28 protein-coding genes and 2 pseudogenes are annotated in these 22502 nt (G+C 44.7%); 21 read left to right on the top strand and 9 right to left on the bottom strand.

Translation table 11 applies throughout. The features are described from left to right. Positions 1–116 precede the first annotated feature (116 nt). The 3 genes from ACESSO_RS04270 to ACESSO_RS04260 form a co-directional block, all read right to left on the bottom strand. Positions 117–1319 (bottom strand): RNA-guided endonuclease InsQ/TnpB family protein, encoded by a 1203-nt coding sequence (locus tag ACESSO_RS04270; RefSeq protein WP_373163806.1) that lies wholly within the window; start codon positions 1317–1319, stop codon positions 117–119. A gap of 401 nt (positions 1320–1720) precedes the next feature. Beyond that, entirely contained in the window at positions 1721–1975 is a 255-nt protein-coding gene (locus ACESSO_RS04265) for a hypothetical protein (RefSeq protein WP_373163805.1), read from the bottom strand. Positions 1976–2029: 54 nt separating this feature from the next. Next, positions 2030–2371 carry a hypothetical protein gene (locus ACESSO_RS04260; RefSeq protein ID WP_373163804.1) on the bottom strand — a complete coding sequence of 114 codons (342 nt, stop codon included), beginning with the start codon at positions 2369–2371 and terminating at the stop codon, positions 2030–2032. Positions 2372–2549: 178 nt separating this feature from the next. On the opposite strand from ACESSO_RS04260, the gene ACESSO_RS04255 reads away from it, so the two are divergent. Then, the gene (locus tag ACESSO_RS04255; protein ID WP_373163803.1) at positions 2550–2801 is read left to right on the top strand and encodes a helix-turn-helix domain-containing protein; all 252 of its coding nucleotides are present in this window, start codon (positions 2550–2552) and stop codon (positions 2799–2801) included. A 173-nt stretch (positions 2802–2974) separates the two neighbouring features. Continuing rightward, entirely contained in the window at positions 2975–4492 is a 1518-nt protein-coding gene (locus ACESSO_RS04250) for a DEAD/DEAH box helicase family protein (protein ID WP_373163802.1), read from the top strand. 310 nt (positions 4493–4802) lie between these two features. Here ACESSO_RS04250 and ACESSO_RS04245 read toward each other — a convergent pair whose 3' ends face one another. Continuing rightward, positions 4803–5306, bottom strand: a complete 504-nt coding sequence (locus ACESSO_RS04245) for a tyrosine-type recombinase/integrase (protein WP_373163801.1) — start codon at positions 5304–5306, stop codon at positions 4803–4805. Positions 5307–5312: 6 nt separating this feature from the next. Beyond that, positions 5313–5990 carry a tyrosine-type recombinase/integrase gene (locus ACESSO_RS04240; RefSeq protein ID WP_373163800.1) on the bottom strand — a complete coding sequence of 226 codons (678 nt, stop codon included), beginning with the start codon at positions 5988–5990 and terminating at the stop codon, positions 5313–5315. A 58-nt stretch (positions 5991–6048) separates the two neighbouring features. Between ACESSO_RS04240 and ACESSO_RS04235 the strand changes: the two genes are divergently transcribed. Further along, positions 6049–6282, top strand: a complete 234-nt coding sequence (locus ACESSO_RS04235) for a hypothetical protein (RefSeq protein ID WP_373163799.1) — start codon at positions 6049–6051, stop codon at positions 6280–6282. Between the two features lie 37 nt (positions 6283–6319). Here ACESSO_RS04235 and ACESSO_RS04230 read toward each other — a convergent pair whose 3' ends face one another. After that, complete coding sequence (locus ACESSO_RS04230) at positions 6320–6526, bottom strand: helix-turn-helix domain-containing protein (protein ID WP_300186478.1); 207 nt, start codon at positions 6524–6526, stop codon at positions 6320–6322. 111 nt (positions 6527–6637) lie between these two features. On the opposite strand from ACESSO_RS04230, the gene ACESSO_RS04225 reads away from it, so the two are divergent. From ACESSO_RS04225 to ACESSO_RS04170, 12 genes and pseudogenes are all read left to right on the top strand, one after another. Further along, entirely contained in the window at positions 6638–6787 is a 150-nt protein-coding gene (locus tag ACESSO_RS04225; RefSeq protein WP_373163798.1) for a hypothetical protein, read from the top strand. Between the two features lie 272 nt (positions 6788–7059). Beyond that, positions 7060–7533, top strand: a pseudogene (locus ACESSO_RS04220) (zinc ribbon domain-containing protein); the annotation flags it as partial. Positions 7534–7657: 124 nt separating this feature from the next. After that, positions 7658–8371 carry a LytR/AlgR family response regulator transcription factor gene (locus ACESSO_RS04215; protein ID WP_373163797.1) on the top strand — a complete coding sequence of 238 codons (714 nt, stop codon included), beginning with the start codon at positions 7658–7660 and terminating at the stop codon, positions 8369–8371. Position 8372: 1 nt separating this feature from the next. Next, a complete protein-coding gene (locus tag ACESSO_RS04210; protein WP_373163796.1) occupies positions 8373–9215 on the top strand; it encodes a hypothetical protein in 843 nt (280 codons plus the stop codon). A 60-nt stretch (positions 9216–9275) separates the two neighbouring features. Further along, complete coding sequence (locus tag ACESSO_RS04205; protein WP_373163795.1) at positions 9276–9680, top strand: ATP-binding protein; 405 nt, start codon at positions 9276–9278, stop codon at positions 9678–9680. A gap of 44 nt (positions 9681–9724) precedes the next feature. After that, positions 9725–10048 carry a hypothetical protein gene (locus ACESSO_RS04200; RefSeq protein WP_373163794.1) on the top strand — a complete coding sequence of 108 codons (324 nt, stop codon included), beginning with the start codon at positions 9725–9727 and terminating at the stop codon, positions 10046–10048. A gap of 495 nt (positions 10049–10543) precedes the next feature. Continuing rightward, entirely contained in the window at positions 10544–11365 is an 822-nt protein-coding gene (locus tag ACESSO_RS04195) for a hypothetical protein (RefSeq protein WP_373163793.1), read from the top strand. Between the two features lie 128 nt (positions 11366–11493). After that, the gene (locus tag ACESSO_RS04190; protein WP_373163791.1) at positions 11494–11835 is read left to right on the top strand and encodes a hypothetical protein; all 342 of its coding nucleotides are present in this window, start codon (positions 11494–11496) and stop codon (positions 11833–11835) included. Between the two features lie 207 nt (positions 11836–12042). After that, complete coding sequence (locus ACESSO_RS04185) at positions 12043–12312, top strand: hypothetical protein (RefSeq protein WP_373163790.1); 270 nt, start codon at positions 12043–12045, stop codon at positions 12310–12312. Next, on the top strand, positions 12282–12632 hold the full coding sequence (locus ACESSO_RS04180) for an SGNH/GDSL hydrolase family protein (RefSeq protein WP_373163789.1): 351 nt from the start codon (positions 12282–12284) through the stop codon (positions 12630–12632). Before ACESSO_RS04185 ends, ACESSO_RS04180 begins: the two co-directional genes overlap by 31 nt. Next, positions 12629–13081 (top strand): flavodoxin family protein, encoded by a 453-nt coding sequence (locus ACESSO_RS04175; RefSeq protein ID WP_373163788.1) that lies wholly within the window; start codon positions 12629–12631, stop codon positions 13079–13081. Before ACESSO_RS04180 ends, ACESSO_RS04175 begins: the two co-directional genes overlap by 4 nt. Positions 13082–13167: 86 nt before the next feature. After that, the gene (locus tag ACESSO_RS04170; RefSeq protein WP_373163787.1) at positions 13168–13626 is read left to right on the top strand and encodes a metallophosphoesterase family protein; all 459 of its coding nucleotides are present in this window, start codon (positions 13168–13170) and stop codon (positions 13624–13626) included. A gap of 39 nt (positions 13627–13665) precedes the next feature. Here ACESSO_RS04170 and ACESSO_RS04165 read toward each other — a convergent pair whose 3' ends face one another. After that, positions 13666–14511 carry a leucine-rich repeat domain-containing protein gene (locus tag ACESSO_RS04165; RefSeq protein ID WP_373163786.1) on the bottom strand — a complete coding sequence of 282 codons (846 nt, stop codon included), beginning with the start codon at positions 14509–14511 and terminating at the stop codon, positions 13666–13668. Between the two features lie 59 nt (positions 14512–14570). After that, the gene (locus ACESSO_RS04160) at positions 14571–14957 is read right to left on the bottom strand and encodes a MerR family transcriptional regulator (RefSeq protein ID WP_373163785.1); all 387 of its coding nucleotides are present in this window, start codon (positions 14955–14957) and stop codon (positions 14571–14573) included. An 845-nt stretch (positions 14958–15802) separates the two neighbouring features. Between ACESSO_RS04160 and ACESSO_RS04155 the strand changes: the two are divergent. Beyond that, positions 15803–15983, top strand: a pseudogene (locus ACESSO_RS04155) (IS200/IS605 family transposase); the annotation flags it as partial. Between the two features lie 130 nt (positions 15984–16113). On the opposite strand, the gene ACESSO_RS04150 reads toward ACESSO_RS04155, so the two are convergent. Continuing rightward, positions 16114–16998: a MurR/RpiR family transcriptional regulator gene (locus tag ACESSO_RS04150; protein ID WP_373163784.1), complete on the bottom strand. Its 885-nt coding sequence runs from the start codon at positions 16996–16998 to the stop codon at positions 16114–16116. A 494-nt stretch (positions 16999–17492) separates the two neighbouring features. Here ACESSO_RS04150 and murQ point away from each other — a divergent pair, with 494 nt between their 5' ends. The 5 genes from murQ to ACESSO_RS04125 are packed head-to-tail and all read left to right on the top strand — an operon-like array spanning position 17493 to position 22493. Then, complete coding sequence (murQ, locus tag ACESSO_RS04145) at positions 17493–18392, top strand: N-acetylmuramic acid 6-phosphate etherase (RefSeq protein WP_373163783.1); 900 nt, start codon at positions 17493–17495, stop codon at positions 18390–18392. Between the two features lie 15 nt (positions 18393–18407). Further along, on the top strand, positions 18408–18743 hold the full coding sequence (locus ACESSO_RS04140) for a hypothetical protein (RefSeq protein WP_373163782.1): 336 nt from the start codon (positions 18408–18410) through the stop codon (positions 18741–18743). A 27-nt stretch (positions 18744–18770) separates the two neighbouring features. Then, complete coding sequence (locus ACESSO_RS04135; protein ID WP_373163781.1) at positions 18771–20120, top strand: PTS sugar transporter subunit IIC; 1350 nt, start codon at positions 18771–18773, stop codon at positions 20118–20120. 22 nt (positions 20121–20142) lie between these two features. Next, positions 20143–21027, top strand: coding sequence for an N-acetylglucosamine kinase (locus tag ACESSO_RS04130; protein WP_373163780.1), 885 nt, complete (start codon positions 20143–20145; stop codon positions 21025–21027). A 17-nt stretch (positions 21028–21044) separates the two neighbouring features. Beyond that, positions 21045–22493: a glycoside hydrolase family 1 protein gene (locus ACESSO_RS04125; protein WP_373163779.1), complete on the top strand. Its 1449-nt coding sequence runs from the start codon at positions 21045–21047 to the stop codon at positions 22491–22493. Positions 22494–22502 lie beyond the last annotated feature (9 nt).

The following is a 22502-nucleotide window of genomic DNA, read 5'->3' as shown; positions in this document are numbered from 1 at the left end:
GACGGTTTCTGCTTGCATTAGTGCTTTTTATATAGAATTACTGCAACAAGTGATATCTGAAAAAATAGTATAGCGAAATAAGTTTCCGGATAGTGGATGAAACGGAATGCAATAGATTAGCTGGCGTAATTACTTTGCTGAAGAGTACGCTTTTGGTAATAATCAAACCCTTCTTTGAGAATGTTGATAGCCGCATTGTGATCACGATCAATCTGTGTGCCGCAAAACGGACATATAACAGTTCGCTTTTCAAGTGGCAATTTACCGATATGCTTACCACAACAGGCACAAGTTTGCGAGGATGGATACCAGTGATCTACTTTGATAAATGACTTTCCGCGAACGCAGCAAGTATGTTCGAGTTTGCGCAAAAACGACGAATATGCATTTTCGTTAATCTTCTTTGCAAGTTGTGGATAGTCGCGCTTCATCGATGCCAAATCAAGGTTTTCGACGAAAATGGCGTCATATTGGCGAGCTAATCGGTTTGCTAAAATATTGTGCATATGTTTGCGCTGGTTGACAATATGCTTTTCGCATTTTGCTGCACGTTGCATGTGCTTTTTCCAACGTCTACTGCCACGATGGTGCCGAGACGCCGCTTGATAGTGACGACGCAGTTTCGGTTCAGCTTTTTCACGAAAGTGAACAAAATTTCCACTTTCGCCTGTGCTGGTGATATATCCGCCATCCTGTTTATAGTCAAGACCAATAGCGTTTTTAAATAAAACAGGTTGAGCGGCTGGAAAAAAACAGGGGTATAAGATCGTAAATGTGATATGAAAAGATGCACCATAACAATCCTCAACCACAGTTACATAACAGAGCCGATAATTAGCGGGCAGAGGACGATAAAATGTTGTATGAATTGCTCCAATCGTTGGCAGATCGGTATACTGCTCACTGGTTTTCGCAGAGAGAAAAGTCAGACTCTTTCGAAGATGGGTGTTGCTTCGAGGGGAAATCCAGTTAATTGTTCCGGTCTGTAGTTTGTGCAGCAGTTTAATCATATTTGTACGAACGCCTTTTAATGCACGACAAAAGGCCGGGTTGGATAGGGCGGCATAATGACAGGGGAGTGTGTTGATTTGATTTTCAATTTCGCTAATTGGCCTGCCTAAAAGCGCACCACTGGTTGCAACCTTGGCACATTTGTTAAAGAAATCGTCTCTCTGACGCATGCGTTCCCGAAGAAGCGCGGCTTGCTTTTTGGTAGGGTGGAGGGGATAACTATAATTTCTAAAAATGTTCTTGCGATATTCCATAGGAGCTGGATTAGCTCGCTGAGGATCAGATACGATTGCGGGAGTGGAATACATAGAAAATCCTCCTTTGTTTTCATTGAATTGCATGAAAAACAAAAAATACTGTGTAGGTGTAAGCCTACACAGTACGGAGAATGTAAAAGAATGTATCCCATTAGAGAAGCAATGCCAAATGACCCTCTTGCGCGATCCAGCGAAAAAGGGTATACTTGGGATACGGTGCGGATGAAATCCGTTGTGTAGGTGCTGCTACCACCTATGCAGGCACAGGGGAGCGCCAACTCCCTTGTGCTGCCGTATTTTCTTATATTTCTATTATACCAGATAGAACAAATGTTCGCAATACAAAAAGACGAAAAAATTGTATTTTATGTCTTTTTTGTAAAGTGTAAATAGTGGTTTAGCCCAAACAATGGGAACATCTTATGTCCCCATTGTTTGGGCTATTTTTGTTGTTAACGTGTGTTTTGACTGGATTCCTTTTGTTTCATATATTCCTCGAATTGGCGGCAGTTTTCCGGATCTTCGTAAAACTTTTTCAACGAAGGCCATAAAGCGCTTGCTAACTCATCTAACTGGGCTTCTGTCACTTGAAATTTTCCCATATGGTAACTGATTTCCTCTATAACCTCCATTTTTTCATTAAATCGTATTATCTTCATTGGTACGCCCTCTTCTTTGTGCTTTTCAAAGTTGTCCGCATTACTCATACGAATTCTCCTTTCCAAGACGAACTGATATACCAACATTACGACAAAACAAAATTAAATGTGTTTAGTGGAAATGAATACTCGTATTGGAACATTAAAGCGTTTGCAGCGATCAATGACAAATTTGGTACCATGGGAAGCACCATCCCAAAATGCAAGAACCAGATCTGCGTATTCAATAATTGTGATATTACGTTTTAGTGGAGCTGCTCTGCCGTACTTTTCATATTTAGGCAAAAATTCCGTCAGCTTAATTCCATGCGACAGTGCGTATTCTCGGGCACATTGATCGATTCCTTTGGCACCACCGGAAACGATTTCAGTCACTCCACTTGGCAGATATTTTTCTAAATTGGTAATCTGCAATCCTCTTGAACCTATGATGGCGACAATCATTTTTGCTTCCTCTCGAAACAAAAGGTTTTTTATATTAAGGCGTTATCTTTGTTCCCTAAAAATTTTTGCTTTAGGAAACACAAGTTGACCAGTATCACGGTCAATATTTGACTTTAGTATAGCATACGATAATGGTGCTTGCAACCAATACTGGTCAATCGTGTGCGAGGTGAGGCGAGTGGAACAGAAGATTCGGCGTGACCGAAATATGGGTGACAACCTGCGTCGCTTGAGAAATGACAGTGGTTTGTCGCAAGAAAAACTTTGCGCAGAACTGCAACGCCGTGGCTGTGACATTGGCAGAACCACTTATGCGAAATATGAGGCTGGTGAATTGAATATCCGTGCCAGCGTGCTAATCGAGCTGCGAAAGATCTATCATTGCAGCTATGACTCGTTTTTTGAGGGACTGGACAGTAGTGAGGCATAAGAAACGCCCATCTACCAGTTTGGTAGATGGGCGTTATAGTATTTATAATGTTTTTTGTTTAAGATGAAAAGTCTGCTCCTTTTCTGTCTGGAAACGATAGTAACGAGAGATAAATTAAAGGTTTGGTAGGCGGGATATTTTGAGAAATTTGTTGAACCATCGGAGGTGTTGAGATGAGTAAAAAATCTAAAAATTATCTGCAAGAAGCCATCGATGCAGCAATGGATGGTATCAAAAGAGCGCAAAACCCTATTTTGATAAGAATGGCTATAGGAACAGGAAAAACTGCTGTTTTAATAGGAATTGCACAAAGAGTTTTTCAGAGTATGAATTCCGACAAGGTATTGGTTTTGGTAACCAATCAGCAAAATAAAGCTCAAGTTGAATTTATGCTTCATGAGAATAATGATTTGTTACCATTTTTGCATAATGATAATGCTTCTATTATAGTAGCTACCTACGCATCTTTTGTAAAGCAGTCTCACGTAAAATTTGCAGAATACTATAAATATGTAATCTGTTTTGAGGCACAAGAGGCTACTAATATTTCTTTAGGAAAACTGTTCTCAGATTCAATTTTGATTGGGTTTACTTCTGCATCTGAGATCAAACAAGGATGGTTTAAAGATGCTCATTGCGTATTTAGTTATACTATAGGTCAAGCGATTGAAGATGGAGAGCGAAAGCCAGAAAATGAAAAGCAGTATGCAAAAGCTGTAGAAGGCTTTTGCATGCGTTTTTTACAGCAGTTCAGCAATGTAGAATTGAATAATGGACAATCTGATGATGTGAATTTTATAGGTAAGGTTGGTCAGACAAGACTATTTGTTGAATATAAAATCTACCGAAATCGTTGGATTCCTCGGCAAGTGTTAGATAAAGCTGTAAAGAATATGCAAAAGCATATCGACGATCATCATGCAGTTAGTTTAATTCTTGTATTTGGTGAGGTTTCAGAAGAATATAAAAAAGAAATATTTGACAATGAATCTGTTGTTATTTGGGATATTTCTAATATTCTTTACTATGTAAAAAAATCTCGGGATCTTTATGATGAGTTGGCAGGTTTAGCTTATTTTGCGATTAGTGATATTGTTGCGGTTCCACCTTATGGATGGAAGCTTGATAATAACAATATAAATAATGATATAGATGAATCTATTTTGCCTGATTTCAAAAGTCAATTGATGAGATGTAAGGAAGGAAAGAACAGTGCGCAAGTTTATGAGAGCATTTGTGAGAAAATAATTCGTTATTTGTTTGGTGAGGAATTTTCACTTTGTCTCCCACAACACAAAACAAAAGATAATTTGTTTCGAATGGATGCCATATGTTCTTTAAAAGGAACAAGTGCCTTTTGGAAGCTACTTATACAGCATTATAATACTCGTTTTGTAGTATTTGAGTTTAAAAATTACTCGACTTTGTTACAGCAAAATTTGATTTTTGTTACAGAAAAGTATTTGTTTAATGCTGCGTTACGAAATGTGGCTATTATTATTTCCAGAAAAGGATTTTCAAAAAACGCTAAAATGGCAGCTGAAGGTTATTTGAAAGAGTCAGGGAAATTGATTCTTGATATTACGGATGATGATCTGGTTAAAATGTTGGACAAAAAAGAAAACGGCGAAGAACCAGCTGATTATTTGATGGGGAAGTTGGAAAGTTTATTGATGTCGATCAGTAAATAGCATTTTTTAGAAAGATAATTTTATCTGTCCGTGCTGCAATTGTACTGCAATTACAAAAATACATAAAAGAACGATTGGAACAGTATGTACAAAATGAGATGTTAAAACGGATAAAAAAGAAATAATGGGATGTTTTGAAGACAAAAGACGCAATATAAAGCGGTTTATCGTCTTCAAATCCCTGACTCTCCGCCAGAAATACGGTATTAAACTTTGGTTTAATACCGTATTTTTTATATCTTAAGTCATTTTCAGAACGTATTTTCGAATTGGCATTTTCGGTATCGTGGTTTGACCCTTACTTTTACCCTTATCGGGCGATGGTGGAGTGGATGAAGCGTTCCATGCGCTCGGCGCTTTCGCGCTTCATGCGGTCGGTCACATGACCGTAAACATTCAGTGTAAAGGCAGCCGAATGATGCCCGAGATTCTCCTGTACGGTCTTGGGATCATCGCCGGACTGAAAAGAGATGGTGGCAAATGTATGCCGTAAATCGTGAAAGCGAAGATTAGGAAGATCAAGCTGGTTTGCGATCTGCTTGAAGTTTTTGTATACGGTGCGCCGACTGAGCGGGCGACCGAGTTCGTCGGTAAATACCAGTTCTTCGTCGTTGTGCCAAGCGGCACCGGCACGCAAGCGCATATCGTTCTGCGCTTTTCGCTGTGCCTGCAATACTCGCATAACGGTAGAAGAAGGCGTGATGGTACGCGACTTACCGTTTTTGAGGGATGTCAAGTAATATCCAAAGTCGCCCTTGGTCTGCCGCTGCTGCAGCTGGCGGTATAGAAAAATCGTGCCGCGCCGGAAGTCCACGCAGTCTCAAGTCAGCCCCAGAATTTCGCCCTGCCGCATTCCGGTGAATAGGTCGACCAGATAGAGTGACGCAAAGCGATGTCCTTCAATCGCGCGTAGAAATGCGCTGACCTCCTCGTCCTCCAGCGGACGGATCGGCTTTCGTTCACCGCGTGGACGGATACAGGCATCGGTGGGGTTGCTGCGGATTAGGCCGTTGTTGACGGCCTGCTTGAGCGCGCGGTGAAATACACCGTGAATGTTGATCGCGGTTTTTGGGGACAGCCCCTTGCCGTCCTCCGCCTTGCTGCGCACCAGATTGTTAAGAAACGCCTGTACCATAACGGTGTTCAGTTCGGCCAGACGGACATAGCCGAAAGCAGGCTTTAAGTGGTTCTTGATGGTCACCCGATAGGAATACTTGGTGTACGGCTTGACGTTCTTAGTGTACTCGTTCAGCCAGATATCCAGCCACTTGCCCACACGGCGTTTGGACGGCTCCAGATAGCTGCCCTCGTCGATCTCAGATGTGATTTTGCGTAAACGCTCTCGCGCCTCCTTTTGTGTTTTGCCATAGATGGATTTTGGGATTTGCTTTCCGGTACCCGGATTGATACCTGCTGTGTAGTGGCCTTCCCAGCGCTCGTCAGGTCGCTGTCGAATATTGCCGCCGCCAGAGGTACCGTGGGAATTCCGCGTACCCATATGTTGCACGCTCCTCTCCTTGTATTTGAAAACAGAAAACGGGTTTCTGTTTCCTTCATTGTTTCAGCCATTTCTCAAAGCGCTCCAGCGAGATTTCGCCAGCCTGACAGGCATCACGCAATCTTTGCTCCATGGGCAATGGATGGAGCTGCTGGAGTATCTGGCGGGGGAGCCTGACCCGAAAGCGCTGGTGCGTATCATAGCGTGGGATTTTCAACAGCCGGTGCTGCGAGTACGGGGCATGCTGCCGACAAAAGCACGGGTTGGGGTGTGTCGGTTAAGGGCGGAGTAACGGGAAAGCGGCATGGATTTTCCATGCCGCTTTCCTGTTAAATTGGGTCTCGACGATCGCTGATCCCCAGAATGTAATCCGTAGTGGTTTTATAAAACCCAGCCAGCTTAATCAAAACCTGTGTAGGAATATCATTTTCTCCGGTCTCATATTTGGAATATCCGGTTTGTGACATTCCCAGAAATTTGGCAACCTGTGTCTGATTCAAGTCTGCATCTTCTCGCAAGTCTCGCAATCTGTTCATGGCATTCACCTCAAGGTGAGTATGCCATAACCTAAAACAGGTTATTTGCTTTTAACCTGTTTTAGGCTATTATGAGCTTTGAGGTGATTTTATGCCGGATTATAAAAAAAGATGTATCTGACGCTGTTACGCGCGACTGAACAGGCAATCAACACGCTGATCGAAGCGCAGCAGGAGTGCGAGGAAATGTATATCAGTGAGCCGGAGACAGAACTGCGGGTGATCTCGTTGCTGGATCGCACTGAGGACGAAAAAGGATGAATCGCCGCCGGAGATGTATGCTCTAAGTGACTCCTTAATCATGGCTTTTGTAATGGTTAATGAAGCAGTCACTTAGAGCATTTTCATTTCGGAGGTACAGCCATGAGAAACGAGAAAATCACCCCCCTGTACAAGTGCCTGAACCGCGGTGATGAGTTACAGATGGATGCAACTCCGTAAGCCATCAAAAGCAGATGTTAGAGGAGTTTCTTCGTCGGAATAACCTGCCCAATCCTCGGCATTTCACTGATGACGGAGTATCAGGAATCCTCATGCGGCGTTATCCGAATGTCTGGGGCGAAGCAGCTCCCCTGACCGGCTTGCGCTACTGTGCAAACTGCGGGGGGCAAGATGTACGTCCACCGTACCAACAACGGCAAGCGCATTTCTCAATATACCTGTTCCAACTATTCAAAAGTCCCGTGTGGGATGCTCTGCCCCACACAACACCGTATCAATGGGAGTGCCATTTTATGGGCCGCTATATCCCGCCAGCTTTGCAGCCGGTTCCCTTAACTCTGGAGGAACAGGAAGAACTTCGGAAGAAGGAGGAACGAAAGGACAGGCTTCATCAGAACTACTTGCGCCGCAAGGCAAACAGAAGAAATGGGAAGAACGGTACAACGCCAAGCACAAGGTGAAATGGAGGCCGAAAAAGCCGCTATCCGGGCCGAGGACATGAAAAAAGCATTTTTACTACCGTCAGCCAGTTTTCAAAGCAGAAGCCGCACAGAATTGTTTTATAACTGAACCCAAACGAAAATCCTGCTTAGAAAACATTTCATTACGAATTTATAGCATTTAATGACTACAGCATTGTTGTTTTACTCTACATTTGATATGCTAATAAGATAAGTGTGGTGATAATAAATGATAAAATTTGCAGTTTGTGATGATGAGCCGTCCATGGCCCAAAAAATTTGCGAATTTATTTCAACATACATGCAAGAGAAACAGGATGCAGCTTACCATATCAGCAATTTTTCAAATGGTCGTTCCTTGTTGGAAAGTTCATGTGATTTTGATGTGATATTTCTTGACATTCAGATGGAACAGCCCAATGGGATGGAAACGGCGAAACTGTTGAGACAACGAAACGTACACTGTCTTGTGGTTTTTATAACGGTTCTAAAAGAATATGTATTTGACGCTTTTGAAGTGCAAGCATACGATTATTTGGTCAAACCGATAGACGATTTGCATTTCAAAAAAATGATGGATCGAGCCATGAGAACATTGGAACAACATACCTCAAAGCGGATCATCATCTTAAAGGGAACTTCCTGTGAGGTGATTCCGCTCTCTCAGATTTTATATTGTGAAGTGCAGGGGAGAAAAGTGTATATTCATCAGGAGGATGGAAAAATCGTTGACTATTATGAGAAACTGAATGATTTTGAGCGACAGGTTGACGGACGGTTTTTCAGATGTCACAGGAGTTACCTAGTCAATCTTGACCAAGTTAGAGGCAGTCATTCCGGGCAAGTTTCTTTATCAGATGGCAGCGTCATTCCAGTTTCAAGATTACGGGAACGCGAATTGACGAAAGCACTTCTGCGATATATGAAAGAAAAAGGATATTGATATGGATTATTTTAGTGTGCTGTTTGAAAGCCTTTGCCTGATTGCGCAAAGTGCGATACAGCTTATTTTTATGAGTCGACTTTTGGGGAAGAAATATAGAATATGGTGCTTTGTGTTATATTCTGGTGTTCTTTTTGTTTTGGGATTTGCTGCTGCCCAAAGCACAATCATTAACACGGTAGCAATTGGTATGCAGTTGCTTGTGTTATCTGGCATAAGTCATGTTGCATTGAGAAGCAAATACTCCGTATCTTTTCTGTCGGCAACGATTGCAATTTATATCTCCCAGTTGTCATTTGGGCTGATAAACTCCATAGAGAGCATCATATTTCCACATTTTGTTGGGATGCCTCTGTTGTATCTGCTCCTTGCTTTTGCAACGGTAGCTGCTTTTGTGATCTGCATCTGTTGTTATGCTGCCGTGTTAAGTTTACTGCCGTTGAAAGAAAACGACCAAACACCATACATTGGTCTCTTACTGCTTCCAGGGCTGTTTTTCTTTCTGGCAGAGGTATACCTTCTCCACATGTCATACAGTCAGGTATCTTCTACACTTTCTCTGACTGAGGCGGGAAAACATGTTGGGCTATTATTCATACAAGGGTTGGGGCTGGCAGCACTGCTTTGCACTTTGTATGCATACCAGCGGATCTGTTCTGGATTTCAAGCGCAGTCTGCGCTGGCTTCCCTGACACAAGCAGCCCAGGCACAAAAGGTATATATCTCGGAAGCTCAGATGCGTTATGAGCAGACGAAGGCATTTCGCCATGATATTAAAAACCATTTGTTGCTGCTCGATGGGCTGCTACGCAACGGGCAGATTTCAGAAAGCCGAGACTATTAAAAAAAACTCGAAGTAATATCAACATCTTTATCGTTTTCTTACCAGACGGGAAACCCTGTAGTGGATATTTTGCTGAGCGAAAAACTGGAATTGGCGAAAGCAAACGGAATCAAAGCAGAGGTGTCCCTGCTTCTTCCAAAAGTATGTAGGATTGATGATTTGGATTTGTGTATCATATTTGCGAATGCTTTAGATAACGCGTTAAAAGCCTGTCGGTCCATTGCGGGAACAAAATCCACCCGCATTACCGGGAAACAGCAGGGAGATTTTTATCTGCTGGAATTTTACAATACCTGCTCTGAAAATAGTTTGCCCCACATGGGAATCGGACTTTCTAATATTAAGTCAGTGGCAGAAAAATATCACGGTGCAATGCTAATAGAGACGCATGACAAGAAATTTTCTCTGAATGTATTACTGAACATTTCATTACCAGTAGATAACAGTTCAAGACAAAGCTATTGATTCCTATATCAAGAATCGTTATGCTCAAGCTGGGAGGCGATTTTATGAATATTTCTTCGGTTTACCCCAATTATTCATCCAGTAATTCAGCGCCACAGCAAGGTTCTGGTGTCGATTCTAAAATTCAGTCCTTGGAGCAGAAACTGCAAAAGCTGGAAACCGAAAAGCAGAAAGCCATTCAGCGTAAAGATGAAGAGCAAAAAGAAAAGCTAAAAAAACAAATTGAAGAAATTGAAAAGCAAATTCAACAGCTCAGAAAACAAGAAAATGAGAAAGTACAAAAAACAGAATCCAATGATGCGCAAAAAGCGCAGGAATCTTCCTCCAAGGCAATAGATGCCGGAAAATACATAGATGTCTATGCGTAGAGAGTGCCAAGCTGCCAGCGAGACGGTAAATAAAAAACGTTGGTTCGGCAGTCGAAGTCTGTTGCACTTTAATCAAGCCATTACAAAATGAACGGCGGTTTTGAAAGTACCATTTCAAGGCCGCCATTTGTTTTGTCTTTCAAGAAGTAATGCTATGATTGGCGGCCCCTGAGGGAGCCGCTATGCACTTTCCTAGCCGCCGACAAATTCAGATGTTTGAGCCGCCATCAAAAAGCCTGACAGCCGAACAGCCTCGTCTGCAGCTAGTGCAAAAAATATCATAATGTAGTTAAATATCGTATTTCTTGCGCCCGAATAGATTTGTGCTGTCCGGGCGTTTTTTCTATGTCAAGGAAGCAATATTCGTTGATACCGCCGAGCAGATGCAATGCTTTCTTGTTTTTAATAACAGATTTTGCTATACTTGAATTGGATTTTTATTCCTTAAAGTAACTCCAAACAGATGTTTCATGCCACAGGCTCTGAGGGCTGTTGATGGAGCAGCAGAGCGAGCAGCTACCCGGTGTGTTGTGTGATTTTGGGATTGAGGGAAAAGAGGCTGGTAACATGAGCAGGGAAAAAATCTACCGGGCTTTTCTGGTGCCCCTGTTGGTGCTGGCAGTTGTTTCGCTGACCGGATGCCAGTCTGGGGAGGATGTTCCGTTTTATCTAATGGAGGGTGAGTATAATTCCCAAGTTCTCTACATGGATGGCATTCAATACGAGCGAAGCTATCCTCGTGAGGATGAGGAGGCATATAAACACTACAGCGGTAGTCGATATTGTTGGACAACCGTATCGGAAGAAAATGGACAACAGATTGGGGTCTGCGGTGAGGATGCCGATAAAAAGCCCGAATTAAATATCTATGAGGTAGTGGGCGACAAGGAGCGTATCTTTCTCTATACATATCCTGCCCACTTTTATTTCGGCGGCACAGACTACCGCCTTTGGAGGCAGGAAGGCGTGATATTAGATGCACCGAGTGCGGAAATAGTATCTTCCATTTCGTTTGTGTATGATGAGGAACCCCTTTTCCAAGTGGATGACCCTGAGATGATTGCTGCCTTTATGGAGATCTATCACAGCGCTACCCAACAGGCGGTTGATATCGAAAATGGTGGAAACTGGAGGGGCTGCTCCTTAATTATGCACCACAAAGAGTATCCGTTCCTCCAATACGAAATTGAGTGCTATTATTCTCCAGAACAAGGAACAGCTTGTTGTCGAACATCTGCGCTGGGGGAATGGTTTCCTTTACCCGCCGAGTGGTGCAAGGTCATTTCAGAAGCCGACTTTAACACCGGCGACAAGTGAGCCAAATGTGCAGGTGCGATATAGCCGCAGGTATTGTTTGGGATTGGTCTGCTGCCTTGAGACAAGTTTTCGGGCCATAGGTCAAGTGGTTCAAAAAATAAATTCATAAGATTACGGAGGCAACAATCATGGCAAAGGCAGTATTTGAAACACGTGTAAACGAAACAGTGTTTGCCGAAAAGGTAACGGCGGATAGCTGGAAAACCCCACGGCAAGTGACCGGACGCCAAGTATCCGGAAAAGCATACTTTACCGATCAACGCATTGTTTTTCTGGCTTCCGGTCTGATCGGGACGGCCAGTGTCAGCTGGGAGATTGAGATGAAAGACATTCAGTCGGTTGAAACCTGTATGACGCCGCCATGCTTTCCCTTTGGCATTTTAATCACAATGAAAGACAGCGGTAAATATAAGCTCGGTATTATGAAGCGCAACAAATATGTTGACTGGATTTCGCAGCACATATCCTGAACAAATTTTACATGGCATACTGCCGCTGGTGGCGATGCGGTATATGGCGGTATTGCCCTCTTGGAAAAGTTGAAAAAACATGAACTCCAATTGTGTTCCGTCCGAGATTTTTGGTATGGATTATGTCCAGTTTGAAGATTTTTTGGAGAAGTGCCGGTATTATGATATGTTGAAATAAGTGTTTTCTGCGTTACGGAGGGTATCACGATGCGTATACTGATGCTGGGCAACAGCCTGACCTTTGCAATTGATATGCCACAAATGCTGGCTGGGTTGACCGGCGCGGAGGTCGTCCACCACACGCGCGGCGGCGCGCGGTTGGCTAAGCAGCTTAATCCCAAAACCAAGTTGGGCGCGCAGACGCAGACGGTGCTCGCGCGGGAGCATTGGGACTATGTCGTGCTGCAGGAGATGAGCCACGGGCCGGTTTCCTCGCCGGAACGGTTTTGTCCAGCGTGGAGCGGCTGTGTGTGCTGATTCGGGCAAATGGAGCGATGCCTGTGCTCTATGCCACTTGGGGTTACCAGCAAGGCAGCACCGCTCTTGCCGCCAAGGGCTGGGACTATGACGTAATGGCACGCAGGCTTGCCGATGCCTACCGCAAAGCGGCAGAGAACAATCATGCGTTGCTCGCGGAGGTCGGACGGCGGTTTTGCGAACTGACCGATGCGCAGAATCTTTATGCAGCCGACGGTGTCCATCCAAACGAAGAAGGCTCACGCCTTGCGGCGGAGATCATTGCGGCGGTGATACAGAAGCAGGAGGAAAAGCAACGGTTGAGAGAGGGCACACGATGAAAACTGCGATCTGTTACTACTCCCGTCATCATGGCAATACGTTAAAGGTATTGCAGGCCATGGCGGAAGAGGGAGATATCGATCTGATCGACGTGACGGATTGCGAAACTGTGCAACTTGCGGAGTACGACTGCGTTGGCTTTGCCTCCGGCGTGTATTTTGGCAAGTTTCATGAGGGCGTGATTGAATTCGCGTGGCAATACCTGCCGCAGGGTAAACCGGTGTTTTTCGTTTGCACCTATGGCGCGGCCAAGGGAAACGGCTTTAGGACGCTGACGGCGATCGCGGGGGAGAAGGGCTGCCCGGTGCTCGGCACATTCGGCTGTAGAGGCTATGATACCTTTGGGCCGTGGAAACTGGTGGGTGGTATCGCCAAGGGGCATCCCAATGCGTGTGATCTGGACAAAGCCCATGCGTTCTACCGGGGAATACAAACGTCCCGCAATTGAGGTGGGTGCCACCTCTATTACGATGATGCGGACATCGGCGGCGAGGATTTTGAAGCGCATATAACGCGCTGTGAGGAGCAAGCAATATGAAAATCGCTATTCTATCTGACACGCACGGCCTGTTGCGGCCAGAAGTGGCAGAGCATCTGAAAACCGTCGATGCCATTCTGCACGGCGGTGACATTAACAAGCAGAGTATTGTGGAGGAACTGCAGCAGTACGCGCCGCTGTACATTGTCCGCGGCAACAACGATAAGGAGTGGGCAGAGGACATCCCACATGATCTGACCGTCACGCTGGGCGGTGTGACCTTTTTTATGGTGCACAACAAAAAGGAAGTGCTGAAAGACCTTTCTGGTGTGGATGTGGTGGTATTCGGCCACTCGCATAAGTATGTGCAGCAGGAACAAGATGGCATACTGTGGCTGAATCCCGGTTCGTGCGGTCCGCGGCGCTTTCATCAGGAGATTACCATGATGCTGGCAGAAGTCGCGGACGGCAGGATCACAGTGGATAAAATCACGATCCCACACGAAACGAAGTAATGGCACAGTATTCTGGAAGACATTAATTTCGGGGTTATCTTATGCCAAGGTCATATAGTCTTTTCCCGCGATGGAAACGCTCAGGCCGTCTGGACAGCCAGAAAAAAGGTATTCGCCGGTTTCCACCGTGCCGCTGCCCACCGTGACTGAGGTGAGTTTGTCGTTATACTGGAACGCATAATCGTCGATGGTGATGGTGTTATCTTTCTTGTCATTGTCGCAGATCGAAACGGTGGTCAGAGCGTCGCAGCCGGAAAATGCGTATTCGCCCAAGGTAACGACAGGGCAGTCTATAGAGACGGTTGTTAGATCTTCGCAGCTGCCGAATGCGGCATCGCCCAATTCTGCTTTGTCGCCGGTGATCATCAGTTCGCTGAGGGAAGAATACTGGAATGCCCAGTTGTCGAGTGTCAGCGCGCAGTTATCCGCCTGTACCATGGCCTTGTCCCCCACACCGAAAAACGCGTACTCACCGGCTGTGAGTGTGCTGTTTTGGAAGATGATGGCGGTCAGCGCTTCGCAGGAGGAAAATGCGCTTTCCCCAATTGTCAAGTCGCATTGGTCGATGGACAGGCTGACAAGATCGCTGTACTGAAACGCATACTTGTCCACGGTTCCGGTGCAGTTTGTGAAAACCACTTCGGCATCTTTGCCGCAGCCGAAAAACGCATACTCACCAAGCTGGATATTGCAGTCCTGCAAGGTGATGCTTGTCAGGTCTTCGCAGGCGGAGAAAGCGCTGTCGCCGATGCTGGGTTGTTCCGTTTGCTGACCGTCTGTGTCACCGTTGGAAACGGTTGCTGCAGGCTGGCTGGAAGTCGCTCCACAGGCGGCAAGCATACAGGCAAGGCATAAGGTCAACGTAAGTACAAGAGTTTTTTTCATTTTGTTTCCTCCTTGAATGAAATGGGTGGGGTGTGATTTGGCCTAGAGAATGGATTTACTTAAAGAGCAGCGATGTACTGCTTGGCTTGTTGGATTAGGTGCCGCAGTTGTATTTGTTCCGCTTCGAGCGCGGCAATCCGATTGACAAGCGCCGTTTTTTGGATCTCGCTCGAAGCGTCTGCGATTATTTGGATCTCCTTAATAGAGAATCCCAGCTGCTGATAGAAGTGAATGGTTTGTATCCGCTTTTGAGCTGTTTGGTCATAGAGTAAATAGCCGTATTTGTTTTTGCTGGAAGGTGCAACAAGACCGGTTTTTTCATAGCCCTGTATCGTCCTTCGGGAGATGCCGAGTGCCGCGCAAACTTCACGCAATGTCTTTTCCGCTTTCATTACCTCCTCACCGTAAAACTGCATGTTGCGTGCAGTCAAGAACTTTTGCTGCAAAATCACAACCCCATGACAGGGCTTACAAATTTCGCGTGGCGATGTCGGCATAAAAATGGTGCAAATCAAAAACACCCGACGGTCTGTCAGGTGTTTTGGTTCGTATGGAATGCAGCGGATTATGAGGGATAAACCGGAACAATAAAATATTTCCTGAAATAGAAAAATGTGTTATAGTGAAATGCAGTGTGATGTGAGTTGCATCGCGGAAAACGCAGTAGTCTTGCGATACAGTCGAAGCTTTGTGGTTTCTAAATGATGTAGGTTGCGTATTTGTATGGTGCGCAGGATCTGTGGAAAGATGGACAAATCGATGATGAGATTGTGCGTGGACAACTGATTCTGTACTGCGGCGTTATGTTTGGCGTATCCGATGCTGCGGCTGGTGTCAGGATTTTATCTTCCCAGCTGGCTAAAACGACATTAAAAAAGCTGACGCAAAAAGCACTATAGATAAAAAAAGAGGCACGGGGAAATCCGTGCCTCTTTGCTGTGTTTACTTATGCTTGCTGGTTCGACATAAAAGCCGATTTAAGCTTTTGTGCAACATGTGTATTTGAAAAGGATGCGCCTTGCCAAGTTGTTTGTTTGCGTGCCAGATATCATGCGAACAGAGAAGAACATTGTGTTAACTGGCTTTAGTTCTGCTGCGCCATCCACTCACGCAGGTATTTAAATGGGAATGGAATCACGGTCCAACTGTTTGCACGGACAAAATCCACTTCAAGAAGTGGAAGATAGCGCTCAAAATACAGGATTTGACCGGTAGAACAGATTTTGCGGATCCTGCAGGCATGCGGCAGTGAACGATTCCGTGTTTTGTCGAGATATCCGCACCCCCGTCACATTTCTGGTGTATAGGATACTTTGTGGATACGGTAGGAAAGCATGTGAAGATGATCCAGGCGTATATCCAGAACCAGTTGGAAGAAGATTTGGTAAATGACCAAATCTCGCTCAAGGAAGTATATGGAACTGTTTACGGGTAGTAAGAGGAAGCAGGCAAAAGAAAACAGCCGCTTTTAGTGGCTACCTGTAGTAGTGATGCGATGATAAACTTTCAGTACCCCTTTCAGGGGTCAGCAAGTACTGACCCCTCTGGGGTCTGAGCAAACCACTAGTTTACTAGTGGTTTTGATTTTGTAAAAAACTATGGTTATTTTTCTGTGGGTAATGTGTGGTGTAAATCTGGACGTTGCAAATGGGGTTTGTCAATGTGTGTTTTATCAATCTGGTCAACCCAATGTTCAAATGCGCTATTGGCAAAGGCCGTGTATAAAATATCAATGGCGTTGCTCTGTGAAATACGCGAGGACATGGCGCCGTCTCGAAAAGTGGATTCATTGGCGGAAACATATAGGATATGTGTGGCCAGCTGCGCAACGGTGGACGGAGCGTTTCGTGTGATTGCGATGCTGGGCACCCCTTTATCATGCAGAACGCGCAGACATTCGATAACTTCAACAGTCTCACCTGAATAGGACAGGACAATGCCTAGGTCATTTTTTCCGGCGTTGCGTGCCTGTAAGAGCTGGGAGTGGAAATCATCATTGATGACACACATTTTGTCAATACGTAAGAATTTTAAATACGCATCTTTGGCGACACACAGCGAAGCACCCATGCCGAATAATAGAATACGGCGGCAGGTGGTCATCAGGTCTACGCATTTTTGTAGAGTATCAATCTGAATTAATGCGCTAGAGGCTTCCAGCGCACAAATGCTGCGGTCAGTAACCGTGCGCACAATTTCTTCTAAATCCTTGTATTGGTCAATGGCGTGGTGAGTATCTTCCTTGCGTTGGCGCCGCAGTTCTAATTCCATGCGGATATCACGTCTTAGTTCTTTATATCCTTCAAATCCAGAGCGTCGACACATTCTGATTACAGTTGCAGGAGAAGAAAATGTGCGAGTTGCCAGTTGCTGCACACTCATTTCGACAACTTCTTCTGGATGGTCGGTGACATAACGAGCGACAGAGCATTCTGCTTCGCTGAAAGCAACCGCGCTGTCACGCAATTTAATCAGGGCACTTTTCATAAAATCTAAGAGTCAGCCTCCTTCCTAACGTTGTGATATATAGTTTGAATACCACACTTCATGTCGAAATAGGTTCTTATAATTCAATTATACGAGTGTGAGACAAAAGTTCAAGCCCTTTGCGTAGCGGGATGTGAAAAGTACATGAAAAAGCGTGAGTCTTTGAAAAATTTCATCGTTTTGTCTTTAAATGAAGAAAATGAATCAACTTCTGAAACTTTGTTTCAGAAGAAGGCGGATATATTGACGCAAAAGTGGAACTCATCTATGATTAGAGCATAAATTTGGAAAGCGAATGGTAGAAAAACAGAGGAATATCTTCTCAGCACACCATTACACTGCATTCCCCTTTCTTGCAGTGATTGATTTAGAGGGTGTGTGTCAGCTCAACATGAGCCAGACAGATTTTTCTGACGAAAAGCGCGAACAGAGGGAAAGGTGGTTATTAGATTGCTAGCAATGCAACAGACCAAAAACGAAAGGAGGAAAACGGTTTGAATTTAACACAACTTGACACCGAACAAATAAACGCGGAATCACTACACATTGACCAGATGAAAACTGAGGATATGCTGCGCACCATCAATCGCGAGGACCAAAAGGTTGCTATTGCGATTGAAAGAATTATTCCTCAAATCGCACAAGCGGTAGACTGCATTTATTCTCAGATAATGCACAGTGGACGCTTGATTTACATTGGTGCAGGAACTTCAGGACGGTTGGGGGTTTTGGATGCATCGGAGTGTCCACCAACCTATGGAGTGGAACCGACTTTGGTACAAGGATTGATTGCAGGGGGACGGGATGCACTGACATTTGCAGTTGAGGGCGCAGAGGATTCCAAAGAACTGGCAGCAAAAGATTTGAAAGATATCGGATTGACAAAAGACGATGTGGTTTGTGGTTTGGCAGCTTCTGGTCGAACCCCATATGTGATTGGCGGTTTGGATTATGCACATACAGTCGGTTGTCAGACAGTATCTATCTGCTGTGTGACAAATGGAGAAATATCTAAACATGCCGATATCCCGATTGAAGCGATTGTGGGGCCAGAAGTGATTACAGGTTCTACACGTATGAAAGCGGGTACGGCTCAAAAAATGATATTGAATATGCTTTCAACAGCAACCATGATAAAGATTGGTAAGGTCTATGGAAACTTAATGGTAGATGTGCAGCCGACAAACCAAAAACTGAAAGCAAGAGCGGTCAATATTGTGACAAAGGCAATTAATGTCGATACACACACCGCACAAAGCCTTTTAGAAGATAGTCATTATGACGTTAAGATTGCAATTTTAAAGGGATTAACAGGGAAAAGTGAACAGGAATGTTTGGCTGCACTCAAACAGCATAATGGAAATATCAGCCAAACAATGAAATCATTTTCTTGAGTGAGGAAACGGTCGATGAAGAAATATGTTGTAAAGAATGACGAGACAAAGGAATATAAGAGCCTGTTTGGAGAGACCGATTATAATATCCCTGTATTTGGTTTTCGCAGTGCCCTGTTGATATTTGGGGCGACCTTGGTTTCTTTGCTAGTATGTACACAGTTGTTTCCGTTCATCGGCATGGATTTTAGATTGCCGAATGCGTTGATTACCGGTTTGGTATGCGGCTGGAGTGTAGCATATTCTCAGTTTTTTATTGAGCGAAAAAAGGGATTTTGCAGAAACTTCTGGCTGGTGGCTGCATTTTTCGGCATAGCGGCATTTTTTGTGATTTTGGTTTTCCAATTATAAATAATAAAATTTGGAAGGGTGATGGAGATGTTTAAAAAGATTTCAGAATTGATTGAAGGAAAACTGGCGGGTCCTCTGGAAAAACTGTCCAACCAAAGGCATCTAAGAGCAATTCGTGATGGTATTATTGCGACATTGCCGCTGATTATCGTTAGTTCCTTGTTGATGGTCGTTGCATTTTCTTATAATCAGTTGCCGCAAGACTGGGCGTTGACGCAGTTTTTAAAAGAACATGCGGTTGCCATCTTACTGCCGTACCGTATGTCCATGTATATTATGACTTTGTATGCGGTATTTGGCATTGGATATTCATTGGCAAGGTCATATAATTTAGATGGACTGAGCGGCGCTATTTTGGCTGAGCTGACCTTCTTGTTGACCATTGTGCCGGTCTCCATTCCGGACGTGACCGAAGCCATCTCTGCCTTGGCAGAAAAAAACGAAGAGCTGAATACATTTTTACAGGCGCTTCCTTCAGGATATGTCATCCCGGCAGAGAATCTTGGTTCAGCTGGCATGTTTATCGGTATCTTATCTGCATTCTTGGGTGTTGAGATTTATCGTTTTACCCAGACCAAGGGATTTAAAATTACCATGCCTGCTGCGGTTCCGCCAGCGGTTGCACGCTCGTTTGAAACACTGACACCAATTGCAATTATCATGCTGGGTTTGTCTGCAATTACCATGTGGATGGGCATTAACGTACATACACTGATTGGTATCGTGATTAAGCCCCTGGTCAACGCCACAGACACCTTGCCGTCTACCTTGTTGATTGTTTTTCTCATCATGTTTTTCTGGTCTTTTGGTATTCACGGCGATTCGATTGTAAGCTCTTTGGCACGTCCACTCTGGCTGATTTTGCTCGACCAGAATACGGCAGCTGTTGCTGCAGGTCAGCAGCCCACACATATTGGCGTAGAGCCGTTCTTGCAGTGGTTTGTGCATATCGGCGGTTCGGGTGCAACGCTTGGTTTGGCAATTCTATTCTGTGTATTTGCAAAATCTAAATACGGCAAGACTTTAGGTCGTACAACCATTGTTCCATCTGTTTTCAACATCAATGAACCCATGATTTTTGGTGCACCGATTGTGCTCAACCCCATGTTGTTGATTCCGTTCATTGTAACACCGCTGCTGTGTACCACAATTGCTTGGATTGCCACATCGATGCATCTGGTAAACTGTGCGTCAACGATTGCACCTTGGACACTGCCAGGGCCGATTGGTGCGTATCTGGCATGTGGTGCAGATTGGAGAGCGGCAGTGCTCAATGTGCTGTTGATTCTGTTGTCCATGCTCATTTATTATCCGTTCTTCAAGATGTATGATAATGAGTTGTTGAAGGAAGAAATGGATAATACCAAAGAACAGTAAACAAGGCGGAAAGGAAAACGGCATGTATATCGGAATAGATGGTGGCGGAACAAAGACAAAGTTCACGTTATTTGACGCACAAGGGCATGTGCAAGATGAATGTGTGAAGCCAACGGTGCATGTCTTGACGCAGTCAAGAGAGGACTGCATACGGATTTTGGCTGAGGGCGTTCAGATGCTGGACCCAGAAGGTCAGGCGCGTGTTGTGGCCGGGCTTGCTGGGTATGGACAGCAAGAGAGCGTTCGAAAGACCGTTCAAGATATCTGTGCGTGTGCGTTTACAGAGCGTCCACATCTAATATTCAGCGATGTACAGATTGCGCTATCCGGCGCTTTGGATGGGCAGGACGGTATTGTTGTGATTGCTGGAACCGGTTCGATTGCGTTTGCACAGCAAAATGGCGTATATAAACGGTGCGGCGGCTGGGGTTATCAGCTTGGTGACGAAGGTAGTGCATACTGGATTGCCAAAAAGATGTTAGCAGTATATTGCCAGCAGGTAGATGGACGGCTAGAAAAAAGCTGCTTGTACGATTTAGTTCAAAAAGCATGTGCATTGGAAAATGAACATGATATAATAAGCTATGTCGCGCAAATGCACAGTCATCGCACCGAAGTGGCAGCATTGGCACGGCTCAATGGACAAGCAGCACAGGCTGGAGATGAATATGCGCTGGAAATTTATCAGGAAGCCGCAGCTGAATTAAGTCGATTGATTGTTACATTGTCATCTGATTTCCAAAAGCCGTTTCCTGTTTCGTATATTGGAGGCGTATTTGAGCATGCAGCATCATTTATGCTTGAGCCGCTGGAAAAGAACTTGTCGGCTTTACCCTGTACGCTTGTGTCGCCAGCGCATACGCCAGAATATGGTGCATATTTGCTAGGAAAAACGCAGGGCTTGTGAGGGAAAGAGGAAAGATGATGAATTATCAGAAAAAAACAAAGAAAATTTTGTGGGGTGGTGCCACTGCGAGCAGCCAGTATGAAGGTGGCTATCAGCTGGGAGGAAAAGGGCTGGACACACAAGATTGCCGCCCGTATCTCAAGCGCACTTCTGATGCAACGACCTCGACCCGACTGCTCACACAATCGGTGATTGACCAAGCCAAGCAAGTAGAGGGGATTGGAAACTATCCATTCCGAATGGGTTCAGATGGTGTCGATCACATTGAGGAAGATATTGCGCTGCTCAAAGAATTAGGGATTGAAATTTATCGGTTTTCCATCAGTTGGGCTAGATTGTATCCGAGGGGAGACGAGGAACAGCCCAATGAAGAAGGAATTCGCTTTTATGATGCTATTTTTGAAAAGGTGCATCAGGCGGGCATGAAGATTTTTTTGACCATGACGCATTATGCTGTTCCGCTCTATTTGGTGGAACATTATGGCGGCTGGACAAATCGTAAGCTGATAACCTTTTATCTGCGCTTTGCCAAGACAGTTTTTGAGCATTGGGGCAAATATGTCGATTATTATCTGCCGTTTAATGAAATCAACGCGGGCTATTTTAGTCCATATAATGGCGTGGCGTTGGTTAAGCCGGAAAATGGACCCTATGACCAGAGCTTGGTATTTCAGTCGCTGCATCATCAGTTTGTTGCGAGTGCACAGGTCATTAAATTGGGACATGAGATGTGTCCCGGCAGCCAGTTTGGTTGCATGGTAGCATGTTTTTGTTATTATCCTCTGACTGCACGCCCGGAGGATAATCTCAAAGCGGTGCGTGATGAGCAGATTCATCAGTGGTTTGCGGTGGATATTCTGGCGAATGGACATTATCCGAGCTATATGGATCGATTTTTCCGTGAAAATGATATTCATATTCAAATGGAACCAGAAGATGAACAGCTTTTGCGTGACTATACGAGCGATTTTGTCAGCTTCTCTTATTATTCCAGCTCCATTGCAACCACGCAGGAGACCGGAGAGCAGACTGCCGGCAATCTGGTGGTTTCTACCAAAAATCCGTATCTCAACGCGAGTGAATGGGGTTGGCAGATTGACCCAATTGGATTGCGCATCATGCTTAACAAAATGTATGACCGAACCCAGAAGCCTGTGTTCATCTCAGAAAATGGATTTGGTGCACGAGACGTTCTGGAGGTCGATGGCTCCATTCATGACCCATATCGCATCGAATATCTGAAACAACATTTTGAACAGATTGAACAGGCAATCGACGATGGTGTAGATGTATTGGGATATATCATGTGGGGTGTCATTGATATTGTATCTGCAGGAAGCTGTGAAATGGAAAAGCGATATGGCGTTGTTTATGTCGATGCAGATAATAATGGAAATGGAACCTATAAGCGATATAAAAAGGATAGTTTTGGTTGGTACAAGCAGTTTATTGAGGAACATGCATAAATCACTCAG

It is taken from the genome of Agathobaculum sp. Marseille-P7918 (assembly GCF_964248325.1).
Classification (GTDB): Bacteria; Bacillota; Clostridia; order Oscillospirales; family Butyricicoccaceae; genus Agathobaculum.
The sequence above is the reverse complement of the archived record's forward strand: the minus strand, read 5'-3'. Positions and strand labels throughout refer to the sequence as shown.

What these genes read in the sequence shown, in the direction of transcription:
- ACESSO_RS04270 (WP_373163806.1), bottom strand. Translation starts at nt 1,319, where the DNA reads ATGTATTCCACTCCCGCAATCGTATCTGATCCTCAGCGAGCTAATCCA.
- ACESSO_RS04265 (WP_373163805.1), bottom strand. Translation starts at nt 1,975, where the DNA reads ATGAGTAATGCGGACAACTTTGAAAAGCACAAAGAAGAGGGCGTACCA.
- ACESSO_RS04260 (WP_373163804.1), bottom strand. Translation starts at nt 2,371, where the DNA reads ATGATTGTCGCCATCATAGGTTCAAGAGGATTGCAGATTACCAATTTA.
- ACESSO_RS04250 (WP_373163802.1), top strand. Translation starts at nt 2,975, where the DNA reads ATGAGTAAAAAATCTAAAAATTATCTGCAAGAAGCCATCGATGCAGCA.
- ACESSO_RS04240 (WP_373163800.1), bottom strand. Translation starts at nt 5,990, where the DNA reads ATGGGTACGCGGAATTCCCACGGTACCTCTGGCGGCGGCAATATTCGA.
- ACESSO_RS04230 (WP_300186478.1), bottom strand. Translation starts at nt 6,526, where the DNA reads ATGAACAGATTGCGAGACTTGCGAGAAGATGCAGACTTGAATCAGACA.
- ACESSO_RS04225 (WP_373163798.1), top strand. Translation starts at nt 6,638, where the DNA reads ATGTATCTGACGCTGTTACGCGCGACTGAACAGGCAATCAACACGCTG.
- ACESSO_RS04215 (WP_373163797.1), top strand. Translation starts at nt 7,658, where the DNA reads ATGATAAAATTTGCAGTTTGTGATGATGAGCCGTCCATGGCCCAAAAA.
- ACESSO_RS04210 (WP_373163796.1), top strand. Translation starts at nt 8,373, where the DNA reads ATGGATTATTTTAGTGTGCTGTTTGAAAGCCTTTGCCTGATTGCGCAA.
- ACESSO_RS04200 (WP_373163794.1), top strand. Translation starts at nt 9,725, where the DNA reads ATGAATATTTCTTCGGTTTACCCCAATTATTCATCCAGTAATTCAGCG.
- ACESSO_RS04195 (WP_373163793.1), top strand. Translation starts at nt 10,544, where the DNA reads ATGGAGCAGCAGAGCGAGCAGCTACCCGGTGTGTTGTGTGATTTTGGG.
- ACESSO_RS04190 (WP_373163791.1), top strand. Translation starts at nt 11,494, where the DNA reads ATGGCAAAGGCAGTATTTGAAACACGTGTAAACGAAACAGTGTTTGCC.
- ACESSO_RS04185 (WP_373163790.1), top strand. Translation starts at nt 12,043, where the DNA reads ATGCGTATACTGATGCTGGGCAACAGCCTGACCTTTGCAATTGATATG.
- ACESSO_RS04175 (WP_373163788.1), top strand. Translation starts at nt 12,629, where the DNA reads ATGAAAACTGCGATCTGTTACTACTCCCGTCATCATGGCAATACGTTA.
- ACESSO_RS04170 (WP_373163787.1), top strand. Translation starts at nt 13,168, where the DNA reads ATGAAAATCGCTATTCTATCTGACACGCACGGCCTGTTGCGGCCAGAA.
- ACESSO_RS04165 (WP_373163786.1), bottom strand. Translation starts at nt 14,511, where the DNA reads ATGAAAAAAACTCTTGTACTTACGTTGACCTTATGCCTTGCCTGTATG.
- ACESSO_RS04150 (WP_373163784.1), bottom strand. Translation starts at nt 16,998, where the DNA reads ATGAAAAGTGCCCTGATTAAATTGCGTGACAGCGCGGTTGCTTTCAGC.
- ACESSO_RS04140 (WP_373163782.1), top strand. Translation starts at nt 18,408, where the DNA reads ATGAAGAAATATGTTGTAAAGAATGACGAGACAAAGGAATATAAGAGC.
- ACESSO_RS04135 (WP_373163781.1), top strand. Translation starts at nt 18,771, where the DNA reads ATGTTTAAAAAGATTTCAGAATTGATTGAAGGAAAACTGGCGGGTCCT.
- ACESSO_RS04130 (WP_373163780.1), top strand. Translation starts at nt 20,143, where the DNA reads ATGTATATCGGAATAGATGGTGGCGGAACAAAGACAAAGTTCACGTTA.
- ACESSO_RS04125 (WP_373163779.1), top strand. Translation starts at nt 21,045, where the DNA reads ATGAATTATCAGAAAAAAACAAAGAAAATTTTGTGGGGTGGTGCCACT.